Annotated in this window: 16 protein-coding genes; 11 read left to right on the forward strand and 5 right to left on the reverse strand. The window is 68.2% G+C overall.

The features are described 5' to 3' along the window. Window positions 1–21: 21 nt before the first annotated feature. The gene (locus tag QHF84_RS45640; protein WP_281319916.1) at window positions 22–177 is read left to right on the forward strand and encodes a hypothetical protein; all 156 of its coding nucleotides are present in this window, start codon (window positions 22–24) and stop codon (window positions 175–177) included. Window positions 178–305: 128 nt separating this feature from the next. Then, window positions 306–947: a hypothetical protein gene (locus QHF84_RS45645; RefSeq protein WP_281319917.1), complete on the forward strand. Its 642-nt coding sequence runs from the start codon at window positions 306–308 to the stop codon at window positions 945–947. A gap of 19 nt (window positions 948–966) precedes the next feature. On the opposite strand, the gene QHF84_RS45650 is transcribed toward QHF84_RS45645, so the two are convergent. Further along, the gene (locus tag QHF84_RS45650; protein WP_281319918.1) at window positions 967–2,343 is read right to left on the reverse strand and encodes a flavin monoamine oxidase family protein; all 1,377 of its coding nucleotides are present in this window, start codon (window positions 2,341–2,343) and stop codon (window positions 967–969) included. 44 nt (window positions 2,344–2,387) lie between these two features. After that, window positions 2,388–2,810, reverse strand: a complete 423-nt coding sequence (locus QHF84_RS45655; protein WP_281319919.1) for a (deoxy)nucleoside triphosphate pyrophosphohydrolase — start codon at window positions 2,808–2,810, stop codon at window positions 2,388–2,390. Window positions 2,811–2,860: 50 nt separating this feature from the next. On the opposite strand from QHF84_RS45655, the gene purM reads away from it, so the two are divergent. The 3 genes from purM to QHF84_RS45670 are packed head-to-tail and all read left to right on the forward strand — an operon-like array spanning window position 2,861 to window position 5,807. Next, window positions 2,861–3,913: a phosphoribosylformylglycinamidine cyclo-ligase gene (gene purM / locus QHF84_RS45660; RefSeq protein ID WP_281319920.1), complete on the forward strand. Its 1,053-nt coding sequence runs from the start codon at window positions 2,861–2,863 to the stop codon at window positions 3,911–3,913. A gap of 41 nt (window positions 3,914–3,954) precedes the next feature. Next, window positions 3,955–4,857 (forward strand): SPFH domain-containing protein, encoded by a 903-nt coding sequence (locus tag QHF84_RS45665; RefSeq protein ID WP_281319921.1) that lies wholly within the window; start codon window positions 3,955–3,957, stop codon window positions 4,855–4,857. 5 nt (window positions 4,858–4,862) lie between these two features. After that, window positions 4,863–5,807, forward strand: a complete 945-nt coding sequence (locus QHF84_RS45670) for a hypothetical protein (RefSeq protein ID WP_281319922.1) — start codon at window positions 4,863–4,865, stop codon at window positions 5,805–5,807. Here the strand turns inward: QHF84_RS45670 and QHF84_RS45675 are convergent. From QHF84_RS45675 to QHF84_RS45685, 3 genes are all read right to left on the reverse strand, one after another. Beyond that, window positions 5,804–6,457 (reverse strand): CAP domain-containing protein, encoded by a 654-nt coding sequence (locus tag QHF84_RS45675; RefSeq protein ID WP_281319923.1) that lies wholly within the window; start codon window positions 6,455–6,457, stop codon window positions 5,804–5,806. The genes QHF84_RS45670 and QHF84_RS45675 overlap by 4 nt on opposite strands. A gap of 118 nt (window positions 6,458–6,575) precedes the next feature. Continuing rightward, the gene (locus QHF84_RS45680) at window positions 6,576–7,808 is read right to left on the reverse strand and encodes a PAS domain S-box protein (protein WP_281319924.1); all 1,233 of its coding nucleotides are present in this window, start codon (window positions 7,806–7,808) and stop codon (window positions 6,576–6,578) included. After that, window positions 7,805–9,010 carry a PAS domain S-box protein gene (locus tag QHF84_RS45685; protein WP_281319925.1) on the reverse strand — a complete coding sequence of 402 codons (1,206 nt, stop codon included), beginning with the start codon at window positions 9,008–9,010 and terminating at the stop codon, window positions 7,805–7,807. Before QHF84_RS45685 ends, QHF84_RS45680 begins: the two co-directional genes overlap by 4 nt. A gap of 295 nt (window positions 9,011–9,305) precedes the next feature. Here QHF84_RS45685 and QHF84_RS45690 point away from each other — a divergent pair, with 295 nt between their 5' ends. From QHF84_RS45690 to QHF84_RS45715, 6 genes are read left to right on the forward strand one after another with little or no spacing between them, the layout of a single operon-like run. Next, window positions 9,306–10,754: a CoA-acylating methylmalonate-semialdehyde dehydrogenase gene (locus tag QHF84_RS45690; RefSeq protein WP_281319926.1), complete on the forward strand. Its 1,449-nt coding sequence runs from the start codon at window positions 9,306–9,308 to the stop codon at window positions 10,752–10,754. Beyond that, window positions 10,754–11,629 (forward strand): nitrilase-related carbon-nitrogen hydrolase, encoded by an 876-nt coding sequence (locus QHF84_RS45695; protein WP_281319927.1) that lies wholly within the window; start codon window positions 10,754–10,756, stop codon window positions 11,627–11,629. Before QHF84_RS45690 ends, QHF84_RS45695 begins: the two co-directional genes overlap by 1 nt. A gap of 24 nt (window positions 11,630–11,653) precedes the next feature. Then, the gene (gene hydA, locus QHF84_RS45700) at window positions 11,654–13,060 is read left to right on the forward strand and encodes a dihydropyrimidinase (RefSeq protein WP_281319928.1); all 1,407 of its coding nucleotides are present in this window, start codon (window positions 11,654–11,656) and stop codon (window positions 13,058–13,060) included. Next, window positions 13,057–14,436, forward strand: coding sequence for an FAD-dependent oxidoreductase (locus tag QHF84_RS45705; RefSeq protein WP_281319929.1), 1,380 nt, complete (start codon window positions 13,057–13,059; stop codon window positions 14,434–14,436). The genes hydA and QHF84_RS45705 overlap by 4 nt, the downstream gene beginning before the upstream one ends. A 3-nt stretch (window positions 14,437–14,439) precedes the next feature. Continuing rightward, entirely contained in the window at window positions 14,440–15,831 is a 1,392-nt protein-coding gene (preA, locus tag QHF84_RS45710; protein WP_281319930.1) for an NAD-dependent dihydropyrimidine dehydrogenase subunit PreA, read from the forward strand. Window positions 15,832–15,855: 24 nt separating this feature from the next. After that, entirely contained in the window at window positions 15,856–17,379 is a 1,524-nt protein-coding gene (locus tag QHF84_RS45715) for an NCS1 family nucleobase:cation symporter-1 (protein ID WP_281319931.1), read from the forward strand. Window positions 17,380–17,469: the final 90 nt, after the last annotated feature.

A 17,469-nucleotide genomic window follows, 5' to 3' on the forward strand; every position in this document is an offset into this window, starting at 1 on the left:
CGCTGCAATGGACACCCGTTCATGGCGCCCTGGCTCCGTATCGTTCTGTGGGTGGTGGCGATCGTAGCCCCGGGTGGATTCGCGCTCTTGCCTTTGCTTGCGGGTGAACACGTCAAGCGGAGGCGCGACGAGCGGTCGCGCGCCCTCGCCGCCTCTTCGGTGAAGACCGGGCCGTAGCGCGAAGTCCGCCTGGGACGGCCTCCGAGCGAGCTCGACTTTTTGGGTCCTTTCTGCGGTCGAGTTTGGCGGGCCGAGCATCGAACGAAGGAGCGTCGGGCCATTGCTCATTGCTTGACGGAGTACCGATGAACAACGAGGCAGGGACGAAGACGCGTTCGCCGCTCCGCACGTTGCGCCTGGGCACGGTGACGGCGGGATCGGCCGAGACGGCGCAACCGATGTCCGAACGGTACGGGCCTCGATCCGCGATGCGCCCGATGGCGCCGGATTATTTCTCGATTCCGCCGGAGCCCTCGGGCGTGGTCCAGGCGCTCTCCGCGGAGCCGCGCTCGGGGCCCGGGAGCCGGAAGCTCCGGACGCCCCTCGACGAGGTGAACGAGCTCGTCCGAAAAATGGAGATTCGTGAGCTCGGGGATGTCCTGCTCTATGCGCAACGATTGCTCGCTGCGCGCGGCAAGGCGCCCGACCCGGACGTGATTTCTGCGATCCTCGCGGCCATGGGTCGGCTCTACGGGGCGTATCGCAATGCGCCCGGCGTGCCCTTGCCGATTCTGCGCGGAGCGCTCCCGGACGTCCCGCGCAAGACGCTCGACGACGCGCTGCTCGAAGCCGAAGCGCGGCGTATGCTCCGGCTCGTCGTGGTCTCGCCGCTGACGCCGTTCGTCGAGCGGGCGGCGGGCCTTCACGATCCGCGGCGCGGGCTCCTTTATTTCGTGTCGGCGCCGGACGGCACGCCGCGCGAGCCCGAGCCCATGCGGAAGCGCTGAATCGGGCGGCCCTCGATCCTCAGCCGAGGCCGGCCAGCACCTCGTCCGAGGCGCGCTCGCCGGCTTCGACGGCGCCTTCCATGTAACCCGTCCACACGCGCGCCGTCTCCGTCCCGGCCCAATGCACGCGGCCCACGGGCGCGCGCAAGGCCAGAGCGTGCGCGGTGAGCACGCCCGGGCCGAGGACCATCGAATAGCAACCGCGCGACCAGCGCTCGGCGGGCCAGTCCTGATCGACGTAATCGATCGGGGCGGCCGCGCTCGGGCCGAAGAAACGCGTGAACGAATCGAGCGCCGCCTTTTTCCGCTCCTCGGGGCTTTTTCCGCTCATGGCGCGCGCGTCCTTGCCCATGAAGAATCCGACGAGCGCGCCGCGCGACCCGTCCTCGGGAGAATCGTCGAACACGAGCTTCACCGATCCCACGTCGGAGAGCGCCTCTCCCGAATATCCGGCTTGCCGCCAGAACGGCGACTCGTACGTCGCGACGCATTTGATGACGCTGCCCATCGGCGACCGCTGCGTGAGCTGATCCCGCGACGCGGGCAGGGCCGGCTCGTAATCGATTCGCCCCGCGAGCGCCGGCGGCACGGCGACGATCACCCGCTTGCACCGCCACGTCCCCGCGTCCGAGGTCACGGTCACGCCCGCCGCGTCCTGCGCGATGCGCCGCACCGGCGCGCCGAGGACCACCCGGTCCTCGCCGAGCTCACGCGCGATTCGCTTCGAGACCTCCTGAAAACCCTCCGCCAGGCGCGTCTCCTGCGCGCCATTCTCGATCTCCGTCAGGCGCATGAGCCCGCCGCCCTGACGGAGGTAATACAGGAAAAACAGGAGGGACAGCTCGGACGGCTCCGCCGCGAAGACGGCCCGCACCGCCGTGTCGAGCATCGCTTTGGCGCCGCGGGTCTTCACGTTTTTACGTTTCCACGCCTCGACCGTGGTCCCGTCCCATTCGAGGGCCTTCGCGGCCGAGAGCGGATCCTCGATCGGGACCTCCTTCACGAGCGTCTCGATGCGCTGGATCGTGATCCCGAGGTCGACGGCGCCGATCAAGGACAAACTCGGGATCGACGTCTTGTACGTCGTCAGCGTCCCGCCGAGCGAGAGCACCTTCTTGCCGTCGTGCCATTGCTTGAACGTCGACAAGCCGAGCTCGGCGACGAGCTTCGTCATTCGGTCCTGCGTGGGGCCGATCCATTGCGCGCCGAGATCCACGCGGTCGCCGTGCGCCGTCGTGTGGCTCAAGGTCCGGCCGCCGACCCGATCCCGCGCCTCCAGCACCACGACCGAGACGCCCGCGGCCGCGAGCCGCCGGGCCGCCACGAGCCCGCTGAGCCCCGCGCCCACGACCACCACGGAGGCCTCGCGCGGCGCTCCTTGCCCAGTTTCTTCCATCGCGGGGGCAGGATACCGCTGTTCGGGCCGGCCGTGTGCTTCGATTACGTGACGGGCGCGAGCAGGGCCCGCACCTTCGACAGGATCGCGACATCCGCCGGCGGGAAAAGCTCGTCCTTCAGGTCGGAGGGACCGGCCCACCTCACGTCCGCGACGTCGAGCGGCCGCGGATCGGGCGATCCTGCGGCGCGCGTCACCGTGAAGAACAGGAGCAACACGGATTTCTCCGGGTATCGATGGAACGTCACCTCGACGGGATCACCGACCGAGACCTCCATCCCGATCTCCTCGCGCAGCTCGCGCACGAGGGCCGCGCGCGGGTCCTCGCCAGGCTCGACCTTGCCGCCGGGGAACTCCCAGGCGCCGGCGAGGTGTGTGCCGCGCTTGCGCTGGGTGAGCAGGACGCGCCCCTCCTCGACGAGGACGGCGGCGGAGACGAGGACGGGCGGACGCGGCAAGTCGGTCATGACGGCGACGAACCCTAGCACCTCGCCCCGAGCTGTGACATTCCGGCGCCATGCCCATCACCTACAGCCAGGCAGGCGTGGACATCGACCGGGGAGACGCCCTCGTCGAGCGCATCAAAAAGCTCGCGCGTCCGACGCGCATCCCCGAGGTCGTCGCCGACGTCGGCGGCTTCGCGGGCCTCTGCGCCCTGCCGAGCGGGCTCGTCGACCCGATCCTCGTGAGCGGCACGGACGGCGTCGGCACGAAGCTCAAGGTCGCCTTCGCCGCGAACGTGCACGACACCGTCGGCCAGGACCTCGTGGCGATGTGCGTGAACGACGTGATCACCGTCGGCGCGCGCCCCCTGTTTTTCCTGGACTATTTCGCGACGGGCACGCTCGAGCTCGACGTGGGCGAGGCCGTCGTGCGAGGTATCGCCGAGGGCTGCAAGCTCGCCGGCTGCGCGCTGCTCGGCGGCGAGACCGCCGAGCTTCCGGGCATGTACGCGCCGGGCGAGTACGACCTCGCGGGCTTCGCGGTGGGCGTGGTCGAGCGGGCGAAGATGCTCGACGGCACGAAGGCGCGGGCGGGCGACGTCGTGCTCGGCGTCGCGTCGAGTGGTTTGCACTCGAACGGTTATTCGCTGGCGCGCAAGGTGCTCTTCGAGCGCATGGGCCTCGGCATCCACGACGAGGTCCCCGGGCTCGGGCGCACGGCGGCCGAGGCGCTTCTCGTGCCGACGCGCATTTACGCCCACGCGGTGCGAGAGCTCTTCGCAGCGATCCCCGAGGCCGTGCGCGGTCTCTCGCACATCACAGGCGGGGGCCTGCCGGGCAACCTGCCGCGTGTCCTGCCGGAGGGGCTCGGCGCGCGGCTCGATCTGTCCGTGTACGAAAGGCCTGCGATTTTCCGGGTGATCGCCGAGCAAGGGCCGGTCGAGGAGGCCGAGATGCGCCGCACGTTCAACCTCGGCGTCGGGCTCGTCGTGGTGGTCGCGCCCGAGGCCGAGGCCGCCGCGACGGCCGCGCTGCGTGGAGCCGGCGAGCAGGTCTTCCGGCTCGGCGAGGTCATCGAGGTCGGGGCCGACGTGCCGTTCGAGGATCGGGTGCGATTCGACCGATAGCCCGTGGTGGACGCGGATTCGCCGGTTACATTGGCGCGACCATGGATCCGCTCCTCCTCGTGTTCGGGTTTCTCCTCCTCGCGTACCTCCTCGCGGGCATCCGGCAGATCAACCAGTGGGAGGTCGCGCTGCGCTTCACGCTCGGCAAGCTCTCGGGCCGGGTGCAGCCCGGCTTGACGCTGTTCCTGCCCGGCTTCCAGACGCTCCGCAAGATCGACACGCGCACGAAAAACCGCGACCTTTTGCGGCAAATGGTGATCACGCGGGACAACGTGACGACGATGGTCGACACCGTGCTCTATTACCGCGTCGTCGACCCGGAGAAGGCCACGCTGGCCGTGGAGAACTACGAGGCGGCGGTGAAGGATCGGGCGAAGGTCGTGCTGCGCGACGTCGTCGGCGAGACGCGCCTCGACGAGCTGCTCGCGCACCGCGAGGAGGTCGCCGCGAAGGTGCGCGCGCAGGTCGAGACCACGGTCTCGCAGTGGGGCCTGCACGTGGAGCTCATCGGCCTCCAGGACGTGCAGCTCCCGCCGCAGATGCAGGAGGTCCTGGCGAAGGTCGCGATCGCCGAGCGGGACCGCAAGTACGTGGTCATCAAGAGCGAGGCCGACGTGGAGAGCGCGAAGAACTTCGCCGAGGCGGCCGCGATCCTCTCGAAGTCGCCGGGCGCCATGGAGCTGCGGCGCTTCGAGGCCCTCGCGAACCTGAGCCAGGGCAACACGAAGGTCATCTTCGACCTCGCCAAGCCCTACGACGACGTCCGGCACACGGCGGCGGCGATGGCCGAGGCGGCCACGACGAACGAGCAGCAACGCATGCGCGTCGACAACCCCGGCGCGGGCGCGCTCCGCACGGCCGCGCAGCACGAGGCCGAGGCCATCGCCGAGGCGGAGGCCGAGCTCCAGGCCCGCAAGTTCATGGCGGCGGGCCGGAAGATCTAGCCGCGATGATCCCCGAAGGCAGCGCGCTCGCCGCGGGCGCGAGGAGCCTGCTCGACGCGGGGGGCGAGGCCGAGCTTTCGGCCCTCGTCGAGCGCAGCACGGTCGAGCTCGTGGGCGAGGCCGATCGCTGGTCGATGGGCTCGCGCGAGGTGCGCGCGTATCGCGTGGTCCTCACGGTCTCCGCGGCCGATCACGTCCTGCTCACCACGAACCCGAACCGCCTCGCGACCTTGCGCGACGCGTTCGCCGCGGCCGCGCGGACGCCCGAGACCGAGCTCGAGAGCCTCTCGCTCGTGCTCGCGCTCCCGCCCACGGGCGCGGGGTTTCACCGTCATGCCTACCGCGACGCGCCGGCCCTGCGCGCTGAGCCGCCGCCCCCACCCGCGGCCGTGCTCGGCGGCGCGGCCGAGCTTTGCAGGGCCCGGAAGAACCGCGACGCGGAGGGCATCCTGCGGCGGGCTTCGATGGAGCAATCCTACGTGCAGGCCGCGGCCCGCTCGATGCGCCGCTTTCTGCTCCGGCTCGACCCGGCCGACTTTGCGCGGGTCGAGCGGGATCCGCCGCTCGCCGAGAGCCTCCTGTCGGCGGTGCGGGACGCGGCCGCGACCGCGGACGACCCGGCGTCGGCAATTCATTTCGGCCTGCGCCTCGACGGGCCCGCGCCGGAGCTTCTGGACCCCGAGGTCCGGCTCGCGCTCTCGCTCGCGGAGAAGGGCATCGCGTGCGTGCCCGTGACGCGGCCCGAGGGAAAACGCGTGCTCGCGGCGATCGGCTCGTCGGGCGTCGTGCTCGTGGAGGTCACGTCGGGCGGGCAGGGGACCGTTTCACGCGGCGGCGAGGTGAAGATCTCGCGCCTGCGCGTGCCGGAGGGCGCGCTCGTGACGGCGGAGGGCGCCGATAACGTCAGCGCCCAAATCGTGGCCGCGCTCGGGGCCGCAAAAATCCGTTAAGGCGTCCCGAAATCCTGCGTCCAGTATTTCTTGTACCCAGTCGTCCCCTCGTAATACCCCACGCCGAGCTGCTTCAACTTGGCGTTCATGATGTTCTTGCAATGCCCCGTGCTCGTCATCCAGCCATTCACCACGGCGGTCGGCGAGGCGTACCCGGCCGCGATGTTCTCGGCCGCGGTCTTGTACGTGTAACCTGCGCTGTTGATGCGCTGCCACGGCGTCGATCCATTCGATCCTGTGTGGCTGAAGAAATTCTTCACCCCCATGTCCTTCGAATGCTTGCGCGCCGCACACCTGAGCCGCTCGTCGAGCGTCAACGCGGGCGCGGGCGGATACGCCACGCCTCCACAGCTCGCGCCGGCCGCGCGTTTCTGGTTCACCAGCGTCAGCACCTGCGCCTCGTAATCCGACCAGGCCTGATTCCAGCTCACGACGTCGTCGCACCAGGCCACGAGGTCCGCCGCGCCATCTTCGATGGCAAACGCATCCGCGTCCTCGTCTTTGGTGGTCCCGAGCGCCTCCCCCAGCGCTCCGCCCATTTCCTCGGTCGCTTCGTCCGCGTATTCGTCCTCTGCCTCCATGGGGCCGCCGCAGCCAATCAGCGAAAGCGACCCCATCACGAAGAGCAGGGACCATGCAATGTTTTTCATGAACGAGGACATTATCATCGCATCCTCGTTTCTCGAATCCCTCAATGGCGCCGCATTCGTGCTTCCATCGTAATCGTAATGGTTCGTCGTGGGCAGCACTCGTTGGACGTAGAACAAATCAGCGAACCGGGCCGTGTCCCCGCGTCACCCGGAGCGCGTACGCCACGCCGTCGCGCAAGGTCCCCTTCGTGACGATCGTCCCGAGCTCCGCCCCGTTCTCCACGAACGCGCGCGCGAGCTCCGGCCCCGTCCCCGTCGCGACCACCTCCGCGCCGAGCAGCCGCGCCGCCTGCGCCGCGCGCACGAGCGCCTCGGCCGCCTCCGCGCGCGCCTCTTTCACGCCCGTGAGATCGAGGATCACGACCCTCGCGTTCTGCCGCCCGATCCCTTCGAGGAGCACGCCGAGCATCCGCTCGGCCCGCGCCGGCTCGAGCACCCCGACGAGCGGCATCACGACGACGCCCTCCGCGATCGGCACGAGCGGCGTCCCGAGCTCTTCGAGCGCCGCTTTTTGCGCCGCGATCACCTCGGCCGCGAGCTTGCGCCGCTCGTCCTCCGCGCGCCGCGGCTCCGTCAGATCCCGGATGATCGCACACCGCGCGATGCCCCGGCCTCGCTCGTCGCGCACGAGGAACGCCGTCACCTGCGCTTCGAACGTCACGCCGTCGGCGCGCTGATACGGCAGCACCCCGCTCCACGAGCCTCGCTCGAGCACCGCGGTCAGCACCTGCTCGCGGTGCACGGCCTCCGCCTGCGGCGCGAGCGTGTCGTGGACCGAGTGGCCAAGCAGATCGTCGCGCCCGAGCAGCCGTTCGAACGCCGGGTTCACGTAGACCAGCGTCCCGTCCGTCGCCGCCACGCCCATCCCGTCCGGCGCGTGGTGGATCAACGCCTCGAAGATCTGCGTCTTGCGGTGCAGGAACTCCACCCGCGTCCGGAGCTCCTCGTCGATGAGGTAGAGCGCCTCGCTCGACGAGCGGATGAACGCGCGGATCTTCCGTGTCGCATCCGGCACGCCCGAAGCGCGTAGCTCGAGGGCCACGTCGATGAACACCTGCCGCATCGCGCCGAGCACGCCTTGCAGCGTCGACGCCGACCAGCCGCGCTGCACGGAGCTGTCGATCCAGCGCTTCCAGCTCTCGGTCGCGAACGACATGCGGCCGTCGCGGAGCGCCTCGATCGCGATGTCGACCTCCACGGCGCGATCGGCGCGGAAGGCCTCGATCGGCGCCCCGAGCGTCCCGCCGAGCGCCGAGAGCGCCTCCTGCGTCAGCCGCTCGACGAGCTTTTCCCGGTGTGAAGCGAACGCCTCCGCGAACGACGCGGCCACCGCTGCCTCGGGCTCGCTCATCGCAGAGGCCTCGCCCCTCGACGCGTGTGCCGCTTCTGCCGCTCGTGGGCGATCGCGTGCGCCACGCCCGCGCGCAGCGTGCTCCACGTATCCATGCCGCCGAGATCCACGTCGAGATCGACCAGCGTCTTCGCCACCGCGCCACGCACGCCCGTCAGGACCACCTCCGCGCCGACGAGCTCGGCGGCCCTCGCCGCGCGCACGATCGACGCGGCCACCTCCGCGTCCACCACCGGCACGCCCGTGATGTCCACGATCACGTGCCCCGCGCCCGTCCGCGTGATTCCTTCGAGCATCACCTCGATGATCCGCGGCGTCCGCGCCGCGTCGAGCGAGCCGACGAGGGGCATCGCCAGGACCCCTTCGGCGAGCGGCAGGAGCGGCGCGGCGAGCTCACGCAGCGCCTCGGCTTGCGCCTTTTGCATCTCCTCTTCGAGCCCGCGCCGCTGCTCCTCGGCACGCTCTTCCGGCGTCGCGTCGCGCACGAGCACGCACCGCGCGATCACCTCGCCGTCCTCCGACTTCACGCGGAACGCCTTGGCTCGCGCGTTGAACGACGTCCCGTCCGCGCGCTTGTACCGGAGGATCCCGTCCCAGTAGCCCACGCGTTGCGCGGCCTCGGCGATGTGCGCGAGCTTCGTGGCCTCGTCCGGATGCACGAAATCCGTGAAGTGCCCGCGGCCGGCCTCTTCCGAGCCCATCATCCTGCAGAACGCCGGGTTCGCGTAGAGCACCGACCCATCGGGTTTGGCGATCCCGATCCCGTCGGGCGCGTTCTCTGCGACCGCGCGGAGCACCGCCGCGCGTTTCGCCGCTTCTTCCGCCTTCGCCCGGAACGCTCGATTGAACGCCGCCGCGGCCGTGTTCATCGCGCCGACGATCCTCCGCGCGCCCACGTCCGCGCCCGGCACGCCCTCCTCCACCGCGTCGAGCACCGCGTCGAGCAGCGTTTGGCCGATATGCTCGAGCCACATGAGCACCCTGCGCCCGGTCCAGCCTCGCGCCTTCGCGAGCTCGCCGAGGCGCAGGGCCCACGCTTCCACCGCGCTTGCCTCGGGTTTTTCCGCGGTGTCGATCCACGCGTCGAAGCTCGCGTCGAGCACCGCGCGGAGCTCCGGCGGCGCCTCGCCGAGCTCCGACGACGAGGGATCCGCGCCCGTGTCCACGAGGCGCACAAGGACGTCCGAGCGCCTTTGCAACATCGCCCGTCGGAACGCGGAAACTTCTGCCCCCGACATGTAGAGCCCAGCGTAAGAGCATCCTGGGCACGCTCGCAAGCATCGGCGCGGCGCTGCGTGCGCCCGAACCGTGCCTGCACGTCGACGCGGGGCGGCATACGTGGCGGCCGTGACGGGGTTCGCCCTTGGGCCTTGTCGCGGGGAGAAAATCACGGTTGATTGTGCTCGGCGCGTCTCGCGCGGGCCCCCGTCGGGGCTCGGGCCTGGCCGCGCAGGGGGGAAGGGCGAAGGCCCACGTCAGGAGGAGGATCGTCGTTTTATGCGCGTGCTCGAGAACTTCATCAACGGCGCCTGGGTTGCTTCTGCGGGCACCACGTTGCTCGACGTGAAGAACCCCGCGACCGGGGAGCTTTTGGCCAAGGTCCCGCTCTCGACCTCGGCCGACGTCGACGCTGCGGTGCAGGCGGCCAAGGCTGCGTTCCCTGCGTGGCGCGCCGTCCCGCCGGTGCAGCGCGCGCGTTACCTCTTCAAGCTGAAGGGCCTCTTCGATCAGCACCGCGAGGAGATCGCGAACATCTGCACGAGCGAGCACGGCAAGACGTTCGCCGAGTCGTTCAATGATTTCGGCCGCGGCATCGAGAACGTCGAGCACGCGTGTGGCATCCCGACGTTGCTCATGGGGCAGAGCCTCGAGGACGTCGCCTCGGGCATCGACACGCGCGTCCTGCGCCAGCCGCTCGGCGTCTTTGCGGCGATCACGCCCTTCAACTTTCCGCCGATGGTGCCGCTCTGGTTCCTCCCGTACGCGATCGCCACGGGCAACACCTTCGTGCTCAAGCCGAGCGAGCAGGTGCCGCTCTCGCAGCGCCGCATCTTCGAGCTCATCCAGCAGATCGGCCTGCCGAACGGCGTCGTGAACCTGGTGAACGGCGGCCGCGAGGTCGTCGAGGCGATCTGCGAGCACCCGGACGTGAAGGGCGTCTCGTTCGTCGGCTCCTCGAACGTCGCGAAGATCGTCTACCGCAAGTGCGGCGAGACCGGCAAGCGCGTGCAGGCGCTCGGCGGCGCGAAGAATTTCATCGTGATCATGCCCGACGCGGACATCGAGCGCGCGGTGCAGAACGCGGTCGAGTCCTGCTACGGCTGCGCGGGCCAGCGCTGTCTCGCGGGCAGCGTGATCGTGCCCGTCGGCGACGCGTACGAGCGCGTGCGTGACGCCTTCGTCGCGTACGCGAAGAAGATCGTCCTCGGCGACGGCAAGGACCCGGCCACCACGCTCGGCCCCGTCATCTCGCGGGCGCACAGGGACCGCGTGCTCTCGTACGTCGAGAAGGGCCTGCAGGAGGGCGCGAAGCTCATCCTCGACGGCCGCAACGCCTCTGTCCCGGGCCTGCCGGACGGCAACTGGATCGGGCCGACGATCTTCGAGGACGTGCGCCCCGACATGGTGATCGCGCGCGAGGAGATCTTCGGGCCCGTCGCGTCGTTCATGCGCGCGAAGGACCTCGACGAGGCGATCCGGCTCGCGAACGCGAGCGAATTCGGCAACGCGGCGAGCATCTACACGACGAACGGCAAGGCCGCGCGCGAGTTCGGGGCCCGCGTCGAGGCGGGTATGGTCGGCGTGAACATCGGCGTCGCTGCGCCCATGGCCTTCTTCCCGTTCGGCGGCCAGAAGGCGAGCCTCTTCGGCGACACGAAGGCCCACGGCTCGGCCGGCATCGATTTCTACACCGAGCGCAAGATCGTCATCGAGAGGTGGTTCTAATGGCCAGGAAAGTCATCGGCGGGCTCATCCAGTGCGGTAACGCGCTCAATGATCCGGGCGCCTCGGTGCTCCAGATCCGCGACGCGATGTTCGAGAAGCACCTCCCGTTCATCGAGGAGGCGGGCAAGAAGGGCGTGCAGATCCTCTGCTTGCAGGAGGTCTTCAACACCCCGTATTTCTGCCCCTCGCAGGACGCGAAATGGTGCGACACGGCCGAGGCGGTCCCGAACGGCCCCACGGTCCAGCGGCTCAGCGAGTACGCGAAGAAGTACCAGATGGCGATGATCATCCCCGTCTACGAGCGGGAGCAGGCCGGCGTGTATTACAACACGGCCGCCGTCATCGACGCGGACGGGACGTACCTCGGCAAGTACCGGAAAAACCACATCCCGCAGACGAACGGCTTCTGGGAGAAGTATTTCTTCAAGCCGGGCAACCTCGGCTATCCCACGTTCCAGACGCGGTACGCGAAGATCGGCGTCTACATCTGCTACGACCGCCATTTCCCCGAGGGCGCGCGCCTGCTCGGCCTGAACGGCGCCGAGATCGTGTTCAATCCCTCGGCGACCGTGGCCGGTTTGTCCCAGTACCTCTGGAAGCTCGAGCAGCCCGCGCACGCCGTGGCGAACGGGTATTACATCGCGGCGAGTAACCGCGTCGGCACCGAGGCGCCGTGGAACATCGGCAAGTTCTACGGGACCAGCTATTTCTGCGATCCGCGGGGCAATTTCCTGGCCGTCGGCAGCGAGGACCGAGACGAGCTCGTCGTCGCGGAGATGGACCTCGACCTGATCGAGGAGGTGCGGCGCACCTGGCAGTTCTATCGCGACCGCAGGCCCGAGACGTACGAGGACATGGTCAAGCTCTTGCCCTGATCGAGGGGCGTTCGGGAGGACGAGATGGGCATCCTGATCAAGAACGGCGAGATCGTCACCGCCTCCGATAAGTTTGTCGGTGACGTATATTGCGATGGCGACAAGATCGTGGCGGTCGGGTCCGGGCTCGTGAAGCAGGGCGCGGACGACGTCGTCATCGACGCCTCGGGCCAGCTCGTCTTCCCGGGCGGCATCGACGCGCACGTGCACATGGAGCTGCCGTTCATGGGCACGGAGAGCTCCGACGATTTCGAGACGGGCACCGCGGCGGGCGTCGCCGGCGGCACCACGTCGATCATCGATTTCGTCATCCCTGCGCGCGGCCAGCATCTGCTCGACGGCCTTTCCATGTGGAAGGAGAAGGCGAAGAAGGCCGTCGCCGATTATGCCTTCCACATGGCGGTCACCTGGTGGGGCGACCGCACGAAGTCCGAGATGGAGCAATGCGTCCGCGAGGAGGGCATCCCCTCCTTCAAGACGTTCATGGCCTATCGCGGCGCGATCGGCGTCGACGACGTCGAGCTCATCCAGGTCATGCAGACCGCGAAGGACCTCGGCGCGCTCGTCACGGTGCACGCCGAGCACGGCGACGTCGTCGTCGCATTGCAGAAGAAGCTCGTGGCCGAGGGTAAGCTCGAGCCGAAATACCACGCCCTCTCGCGCCCCGCGCCCGTCGAGGGCGAGGCGACGAACCGCGCGATCATGATGGCGCGTTTGATCGGCGAGCCCATTTACATCGTCCACCTCACGTGTCGCGAGGCGCTCGACGCCGTCACCGACGCGCGCAGGCGCGGTCAGCTCGTCTTTGCCGAGACGTGCCCGCAATACCTCATCCTCGACGACTCGGTCTACGACAAACCCGATTTCGAGGGCGCGGCGTACGTCATGAGCCCGCCGATCCGGCCGAAGGGCCACCAGGATGCGCTCTGGGCGGGCATCGCCTCGGGGCTCATCCAGGTGGTCGCGACGGACCATTGCCCGTTCAATCAGGTCGGCCAGAAGGACATGGGCCGGGACAATTTCACGAAGATCCCGAACGGCGCGGCGGGCATCGAGAATCGCCTGGGCCTGCTCTGGACCTACGGCGTGCTCGGCGGCCACATCGACGTGAACCGCTTCGTGGATCTTTTCTCCACGCAGCCCGCGAAGATCTTCGGCCTCTATCCGCGCAAGGGCGCGATCGTGCCGGGCGCCGACGCCGATCTCGTGGTCTTCGATCCGAAGGGGTCGAGCGTCATCTCGGCGAAGACGCACCACCACCGCTGCGATCGCAACATCTTCGAGGGATTCGAGGTCAAGGGCAAGGTGAGCCACACCATCGTCCACGGCCGCGTCCAGTACAAGGACGGCAAGCTCGACGTCGTGCGCGGCGCGGGGCGTTATCTCCCGCGCAAGCTCGAGGCGCCGGCTGCTGCGAAGGAGCTCCGATGACCCATCATTCGCCGCACATCCCGGACGTCGAGGGGGACCGGCTCGAAGTCCTTTACGAGGACAAGAAGCCGCCGTACGAGGGCGCCGAGGCCATCGCCGAGGCGAACCGGTGCCTGTATTGCGTCGACGCGCCCTGCATCAAGGCGTGCCCGACCGCGATCGACATCCCCACGTTTATCCGGAAGATCGGCACGGGCAACGTCAAGGGCGCGGCGCGCACCATTCTCACGCAGAACCTGCTCGGCAAGTCCTGCGGCCAGGTTTGTCCGGTGGAGGTCCTCTGCGCCGGCGCCTGCGTCTACAACGATTGGAACCGCGATCCGATCAAGATCGGGCGGCTCCAGCGTTATGCCGTGGAGACGGCGCTCGCCGAGGATCCGCAGCTCTTCAAGCCCAAGGCGCCCACGGGCAAGCGCGTCGCGCTCGTCGGCGCGGGCCCGGCGTCGATCGCGGCGGCCGGCTGGCTCGCGCTCGAAGGGCACGAGGTGGCCATTTACGAAAAGAAGCTCCTGCCGGGCGGGCTCAATACGCTCGGCATCGCCCCGTACAAGATGAAGGTCGAGGAGGCGCTCACGGAGATCACGTGGGTGCTCTCGCTCGGCAACGTCGAGCTTTATCAGGGCGTGGAGATCGTCCCCGTTTCGGGCTCGCCCGAGGAGGTTTCGGTCGCGACGCTGCTCCAGCAATACGACGCGGTCTTGCTCGGCCTCGGCCTCGGCCCGGATTCGCGCCTCAAGATCCCCGGCGAGGACGGCGGCGGCGTGGTTGGCGCGACGCACCTCATCGAGCGGCTCAAGGCCGACCCGACGCTCCGCTTCAAGGGCGTCGACCGGGCGATCATCGTCGGCGGCGGCAATACGGCCGTCGACGTCGCGCACGAGCTCGCATTGCTCGGCATCGACGCGACCATGGTTTATCGCGGCGGCGACCACGAGCTCTCGGCCTACGAGCACGAGCTCGCGAGCGGCCGCGTCGACGGCATGAAGGTGCTCTGCGAGCGCTCGCCGGTCGCGGTTTTACGGGACAACATCGGCAAGGTCACGGGCGTCCGCGTGATCCGGACCGAGGACAAAAAGCCCGTGCCCGGCACCGAGGAGGACCTCCGGGCGGACCTCGTGGTCGTCGCGGTCGGCCAGAGCCGCGCGACCGAGGTCGCGCGCTCGTTCCCGGGCGTCGAGCTCGACACGCGCGGCCGGGTCATCGTCGATCCGAAGACCCATCGCACCGGAAACCCCAAGGTCTGGAGCGCCGGCGATTGCGTCAACGGCGGCAAGGAGGTCGTGAACGCGGTCGCCGAGGCGAAGATCGCGGTCACGAGCATGCACGCGTTTCTCATGGGCGCGGAGATGGGCGCGGAAAAGGGCGTGGGAGCCTGAGACATGGCAGACTTATCGATTGATTTCGCGGGTATCAAGAGCCCGAACCCGTTCTGGCTCGCCTCGGCGCCGCCCACGAACACGGGCGACCAGGTCATGCGCGCGTTCGACGCCGGCTGGGGCGGCGCCGTGTGGAAGACGCTCGGCAATCCGATCGTCAACGTATCGAGCCGGTTCGGCGGCATCGATTACGGCAATACGCGCATGATGGGCCTGAACAACATCGAGCTCATCACGGACCGGCCGCTGGAAGTGAACCTGCGCGAGATTCGCGAGGTCAAGCGCCGGTATCCGAACCACGCCGTCATCACTTCGCTCATGGTCGAGACGAAGGAGGAGTGGAAGGAGATCATCCAGCGCGCCGAGGAGGCGGGCTCGGACGGCCACGAGCTCAATTTCGGCTGCCCGCACGGCATGTGCGAGCGCGGCATGGGCTCGGCCGTGAGCTCGGAGCCGAAGGTGCTCCGGGAGATCGCGAGCTGGGCCGTCGAATTCGCCACGAAGCCGGTCATCGTCAAGCTGAGCCCGAACGTGACGGACATCGTCGAGCCGGGCGAGGCGGTGCTCGAATCGAAGGCGCACGGGATCAGCTTGATCAACACGATCAAGTCGATCATGGGCATCGACCTCGACCGGATGGTGCCGCTGCCGCGCGTCGGGGACGCCTCGACGAACGGCGGCTATTGCGGCCCGGCGGTCAAGCCCGTCGCGCTGCACATGGTCGGCGAGTTGACGCGGCACCCGTACATCGCGAAGCTCCCGATCTCGGGCATCGGCGGCATCTCGAACTGGCGCGACGCGGCCGAGTTCATCGCGCTCGGGTGCACGAGCGTGCAGGTGTGCACGGCGGTCATGCATTATGGCTACCGCATCGTCGAGGACATGATCGAGGGCCTGAACGATTTCCTCGATTCGAAGGGCATGAAATCGGTCCTCGAGCTCCGGGGCCGGGCCGCGCCGCAATACAAGAACTGGGGCGAGCTCGACCTCGGGTATCGCGTCGTCGCCGACATCTCGACCGACAAATGCATCGGCTGCCAGCTCTGCTACGTCGCCTGCATGGACGGCGCGCACCAATGCATCCACCTGCCCGGCCGCACGGAGGAGCAGGCGCGCAAGGCGGGGCATACGCACATCCCGAAGCTCATCCCGGACCGCGCGGTCACGGCGAAGGGCGGAACGCCGGGCGCGCGCGTGCCGTTCGTCGACGAGGAGGAGTGCATCGGCTGCAATCTCTGCCAGCTCGTTTGCCCCGTCTCGGGTTGCATCACGATGAAGGAAGTGGCCTCGGACAAACCGCACGAGACCTGGGACGACCGCGTCCAGCGCGGCGCCGATTTCGTACCCGGCGGACTTCACGTCACGGAGATGGAGCGCGCCAAGCGTAACGGCTGATCCTACCATTCGGGGGTTCCCTCCATGACGACCGACCCACGCCTCGCGGTCCGCGTCTCGGGTGACATTCACGAGATCGAGGGCGAGATCGTCTCGCCCTACATCAACCACGACCTCGAGCCGACGCGGATCAAGGATCGCAAGTGGGCGATGAAGGACATCGCCGCGCTCTGGATCTCCATGTCGGCCTGCGTGCCCACGTACATGCTCGCCTCCTCGCTCATTGCCGAGGGGATGAGCTGGTGGCAGGCCGTGCTGACGATCTTCCTCGGCAACACGATCGTCCTCTTGCCGATGATCCTGAATGCGCACGCGGGCACGAAATACGGCATTCCCTTCCCGGTGTATTGCCGCCCGTCGTTCGGCATTCTCGGCGCGAACATCCCGGCGATCCTGCGCGCGCTCGTCGCGTGTGGCTGGTTCGGGATCCAGGCGTGGATCGGGGGCTGGGCGATCTTCAAGATCATCGCCGTCTTCGTCCCCTCGTGGGAGAGCGCGCCCGCGAACATCCTCGGCATCAGCCTCCCCCAGCTCCTATGCTTTCTGTTTTTCTGGGGGATCAACATGTGGGTCATCCACAAGGGGATCGATTCGATCCGGGTCCTCCTGAACATCAAGGCGCCCCTGCTCATCGCGCTCGGGCTCGCGCTGCTCGCGTGGGCCTATGGCAAGGCGGGCGGGTTCGGTCCGATGCTCGACACGCCCTCGGCGTTTTCGGCGGGCGGCAAGAAGGAGGGCCAGTTCTGGTCGTTTTTCTTCCCCGCGCTCACGGGCATGATCGGCTTCTGGGCGACGCTCTCGTTGAACATCCCCGATTTCACGCGTTATGCGTACTCGCAGCGGGATCAGGTCGTGGGACAGGCGCTCGGCTTGCCGACCACGATGGGGCTCTATTCGTTCATCGGCGTGGCGGTCACCTCGGCGACGGCGGTGATCTACGGCGAGACGATCTGGGACCCGGTCGTGCTCATCACGAAGTTCAAGAACCCGGTCCTGCTCGTGGTCGCGCTCTTCTCGCTTTGTATTGCCACGCTCGCGACGAACATCGCGGCGAACGTGGTGAGCCCGGCGAATGATTTCGCGAACCTCTGGCCGAAGGGCATCTCGTTCCGGACCGGCGGCTTCATCACGGGCGTGATCGGCATCCTGATCCAGCCGTGGCGGCTCGTCTCGGACCCGTCGGGCTACATCTTCACGTGGCTCGTCGGGTATTCGGCGCTGCTCGGCGCGATCGGCGGGATCCTCATCGCGGACTATTTCATCGTCCGCAAGACGAAGCTCGATCTCGTGCAGCTCTACGTGCGCGAGGGCTCGTACTGGTATCGAGGCGGCTTCAATCCGGCGGCCATCCTCGCGCTCCTGGTGGGCATCCTGCCGAACCTGCCGGGGTTCCTCGGGACGATCAAGGTCATGACCGTCGCCCCGATCTGGATGAAGCTCTACAACTATGCCTGGTTCGTGGGTTTCTTCCTATCGGGCGCGCTCTACGTCGTCCTCGCGCCGATCTTCGGCCGGAGCGAGGCGACGCCGGTGAAGGCCGAGACCTGACGTTCACGTTTCTGCCACGCCCCGCATCGACAAAAGCATTGAACTCTCGGGTCATCTCAGGATAATCGTGGCCCAGGTCGCGGTTTTCCC

It is taken from the genome of Polyangium sp. y55x31, from assembly GCF_029946505.1.
In the GTDB taxonomy this organism is placed as follows: Bacteria; Myxococcota_A; Polyangia; order Polyangiales; family Polyangiaceae; genus Polyangium.

What these genes read in the sequence shown, in the direction of transcription:
- QHF84_RS45640 (WP_281319916.1), top strand. Translation starts at nt 22, where the DNA reads ATGGCGCCCTGGCTCCGTATCGTTCTGTGGGTGGTGGCGATCGTAGCC.
- QHF84_RS45645 (WP_281319917.1), top strand. Translation starts at nt 306, where the DNA reads ATGAACAACGAGGCAGGGACGAAGACGCGTTCGCCGCTCCGCACGTTG.
- QHF84_RS45650 (WP_281319918.1), bottom strand. Translation starts at nt 2,343, where the DNA reads ATGGAAGAAACTGGGCAAGGAGCGCCGCGCGAGGCCTCCGTGGTGGTC.
- QHF84_RS45655 (WP_281319919.1), bottom strand. Translation starts at nt 2,810, where the DNA reads ATGACCGACTTGCCGCGTCCGCCCGTCCTCGTCTCCGCCGCCGTCCTC.
- purM (WP_281319920.1), top strand. Translation starts at nt 2,861, where the DNA reads ATGCCCATCACCTACAGCCAGGCAGGCGTGGACATCGACCGGGGAGAC.
- QHF84_RS45665 (WP_281319921.1), top strand. Translation starts at nt 3,955, where the DNA reads ATGGATCCGCTCCTCCTCGTGTTCGGGTTTCTCCTCCTCGCGTACCTC.
- QHF84_RS45670 (WP_281319922.1), top strand. Translation starts at nt 4,863, where the DNA reads ATGATCCCCGAAGGCAGCGCGCTCGCCGCGGGCGCGAGGAGCCTGCTC.
- QHF84_RS45675 (WP_281319923.1), bottom strand. Translation starts at nt 6,457, where the DNA reads ATGAAAAACATTGCATGGTCCCTGCTCTTCGTGATGGGGTCGCTTTCG.
- QHF84_RS45680 (WP_281319924.1), bottom strand. Translation starts at nt 7,808, where the DNA reads ATGAGCGAGCCCGAGGCAGCGGTGGCCGCGTCGTTCGCGGAGGCGTTC.
- QHF84_RS45685 (WP_281319925.1), bottom strand. Translation starts at nt 9,010, where the DNA reads ATGTTGCAAAGGCGCTCGGACGTCCTTGTGCGCCTCGTGGACACGGGC.
- QHF84_RS45690 (WP_281319926.1), top strand. Translation starts at nt 9,306, where the DNA reads ATGCGCGTGCTCGAGAACTTCATCAACGGCGCCTGGGTTGCTTCTGCG.
- QHF84_RS45695 (WP_281319927.1), top strand. Translation starts at nt 10,754, where the DNA reads ATGGCCAGGAAAGTCATCGGCGGGCTCATCCAGTGCGGTAACGCGCTC.
- hydA (WP_281319928.1), top strand. Translation starts at nt 11,654, where the DNA reads ATGGGCATCCTGATCAAGAACGGCGAGATCGTCACCGCCTCCGATAAG.
- QHF84_RS45705 (WP_281319929.1), top strand. Translation starts at nt 13,057, where the DNA reads ATGACCCATCATTCGCCGCACATCCCGGACGTCGAGGGGGACCGGCTC.
- preA (WP_281319930.1), top strand. Translation starts at nt 14,440, where the DNA reads ATGGCAGACTTATCGATTGATTTCGCGGGTATCAAGAGCCCGAACCCG.
- QHF84_RS45715 (WP_281319931.1), top strand. Translation starts at nt 15,856, where the DNA reads ATGACGACCGACCCACGCCTCGCGGTCCGCGTCTCGGGTGACATTCAC.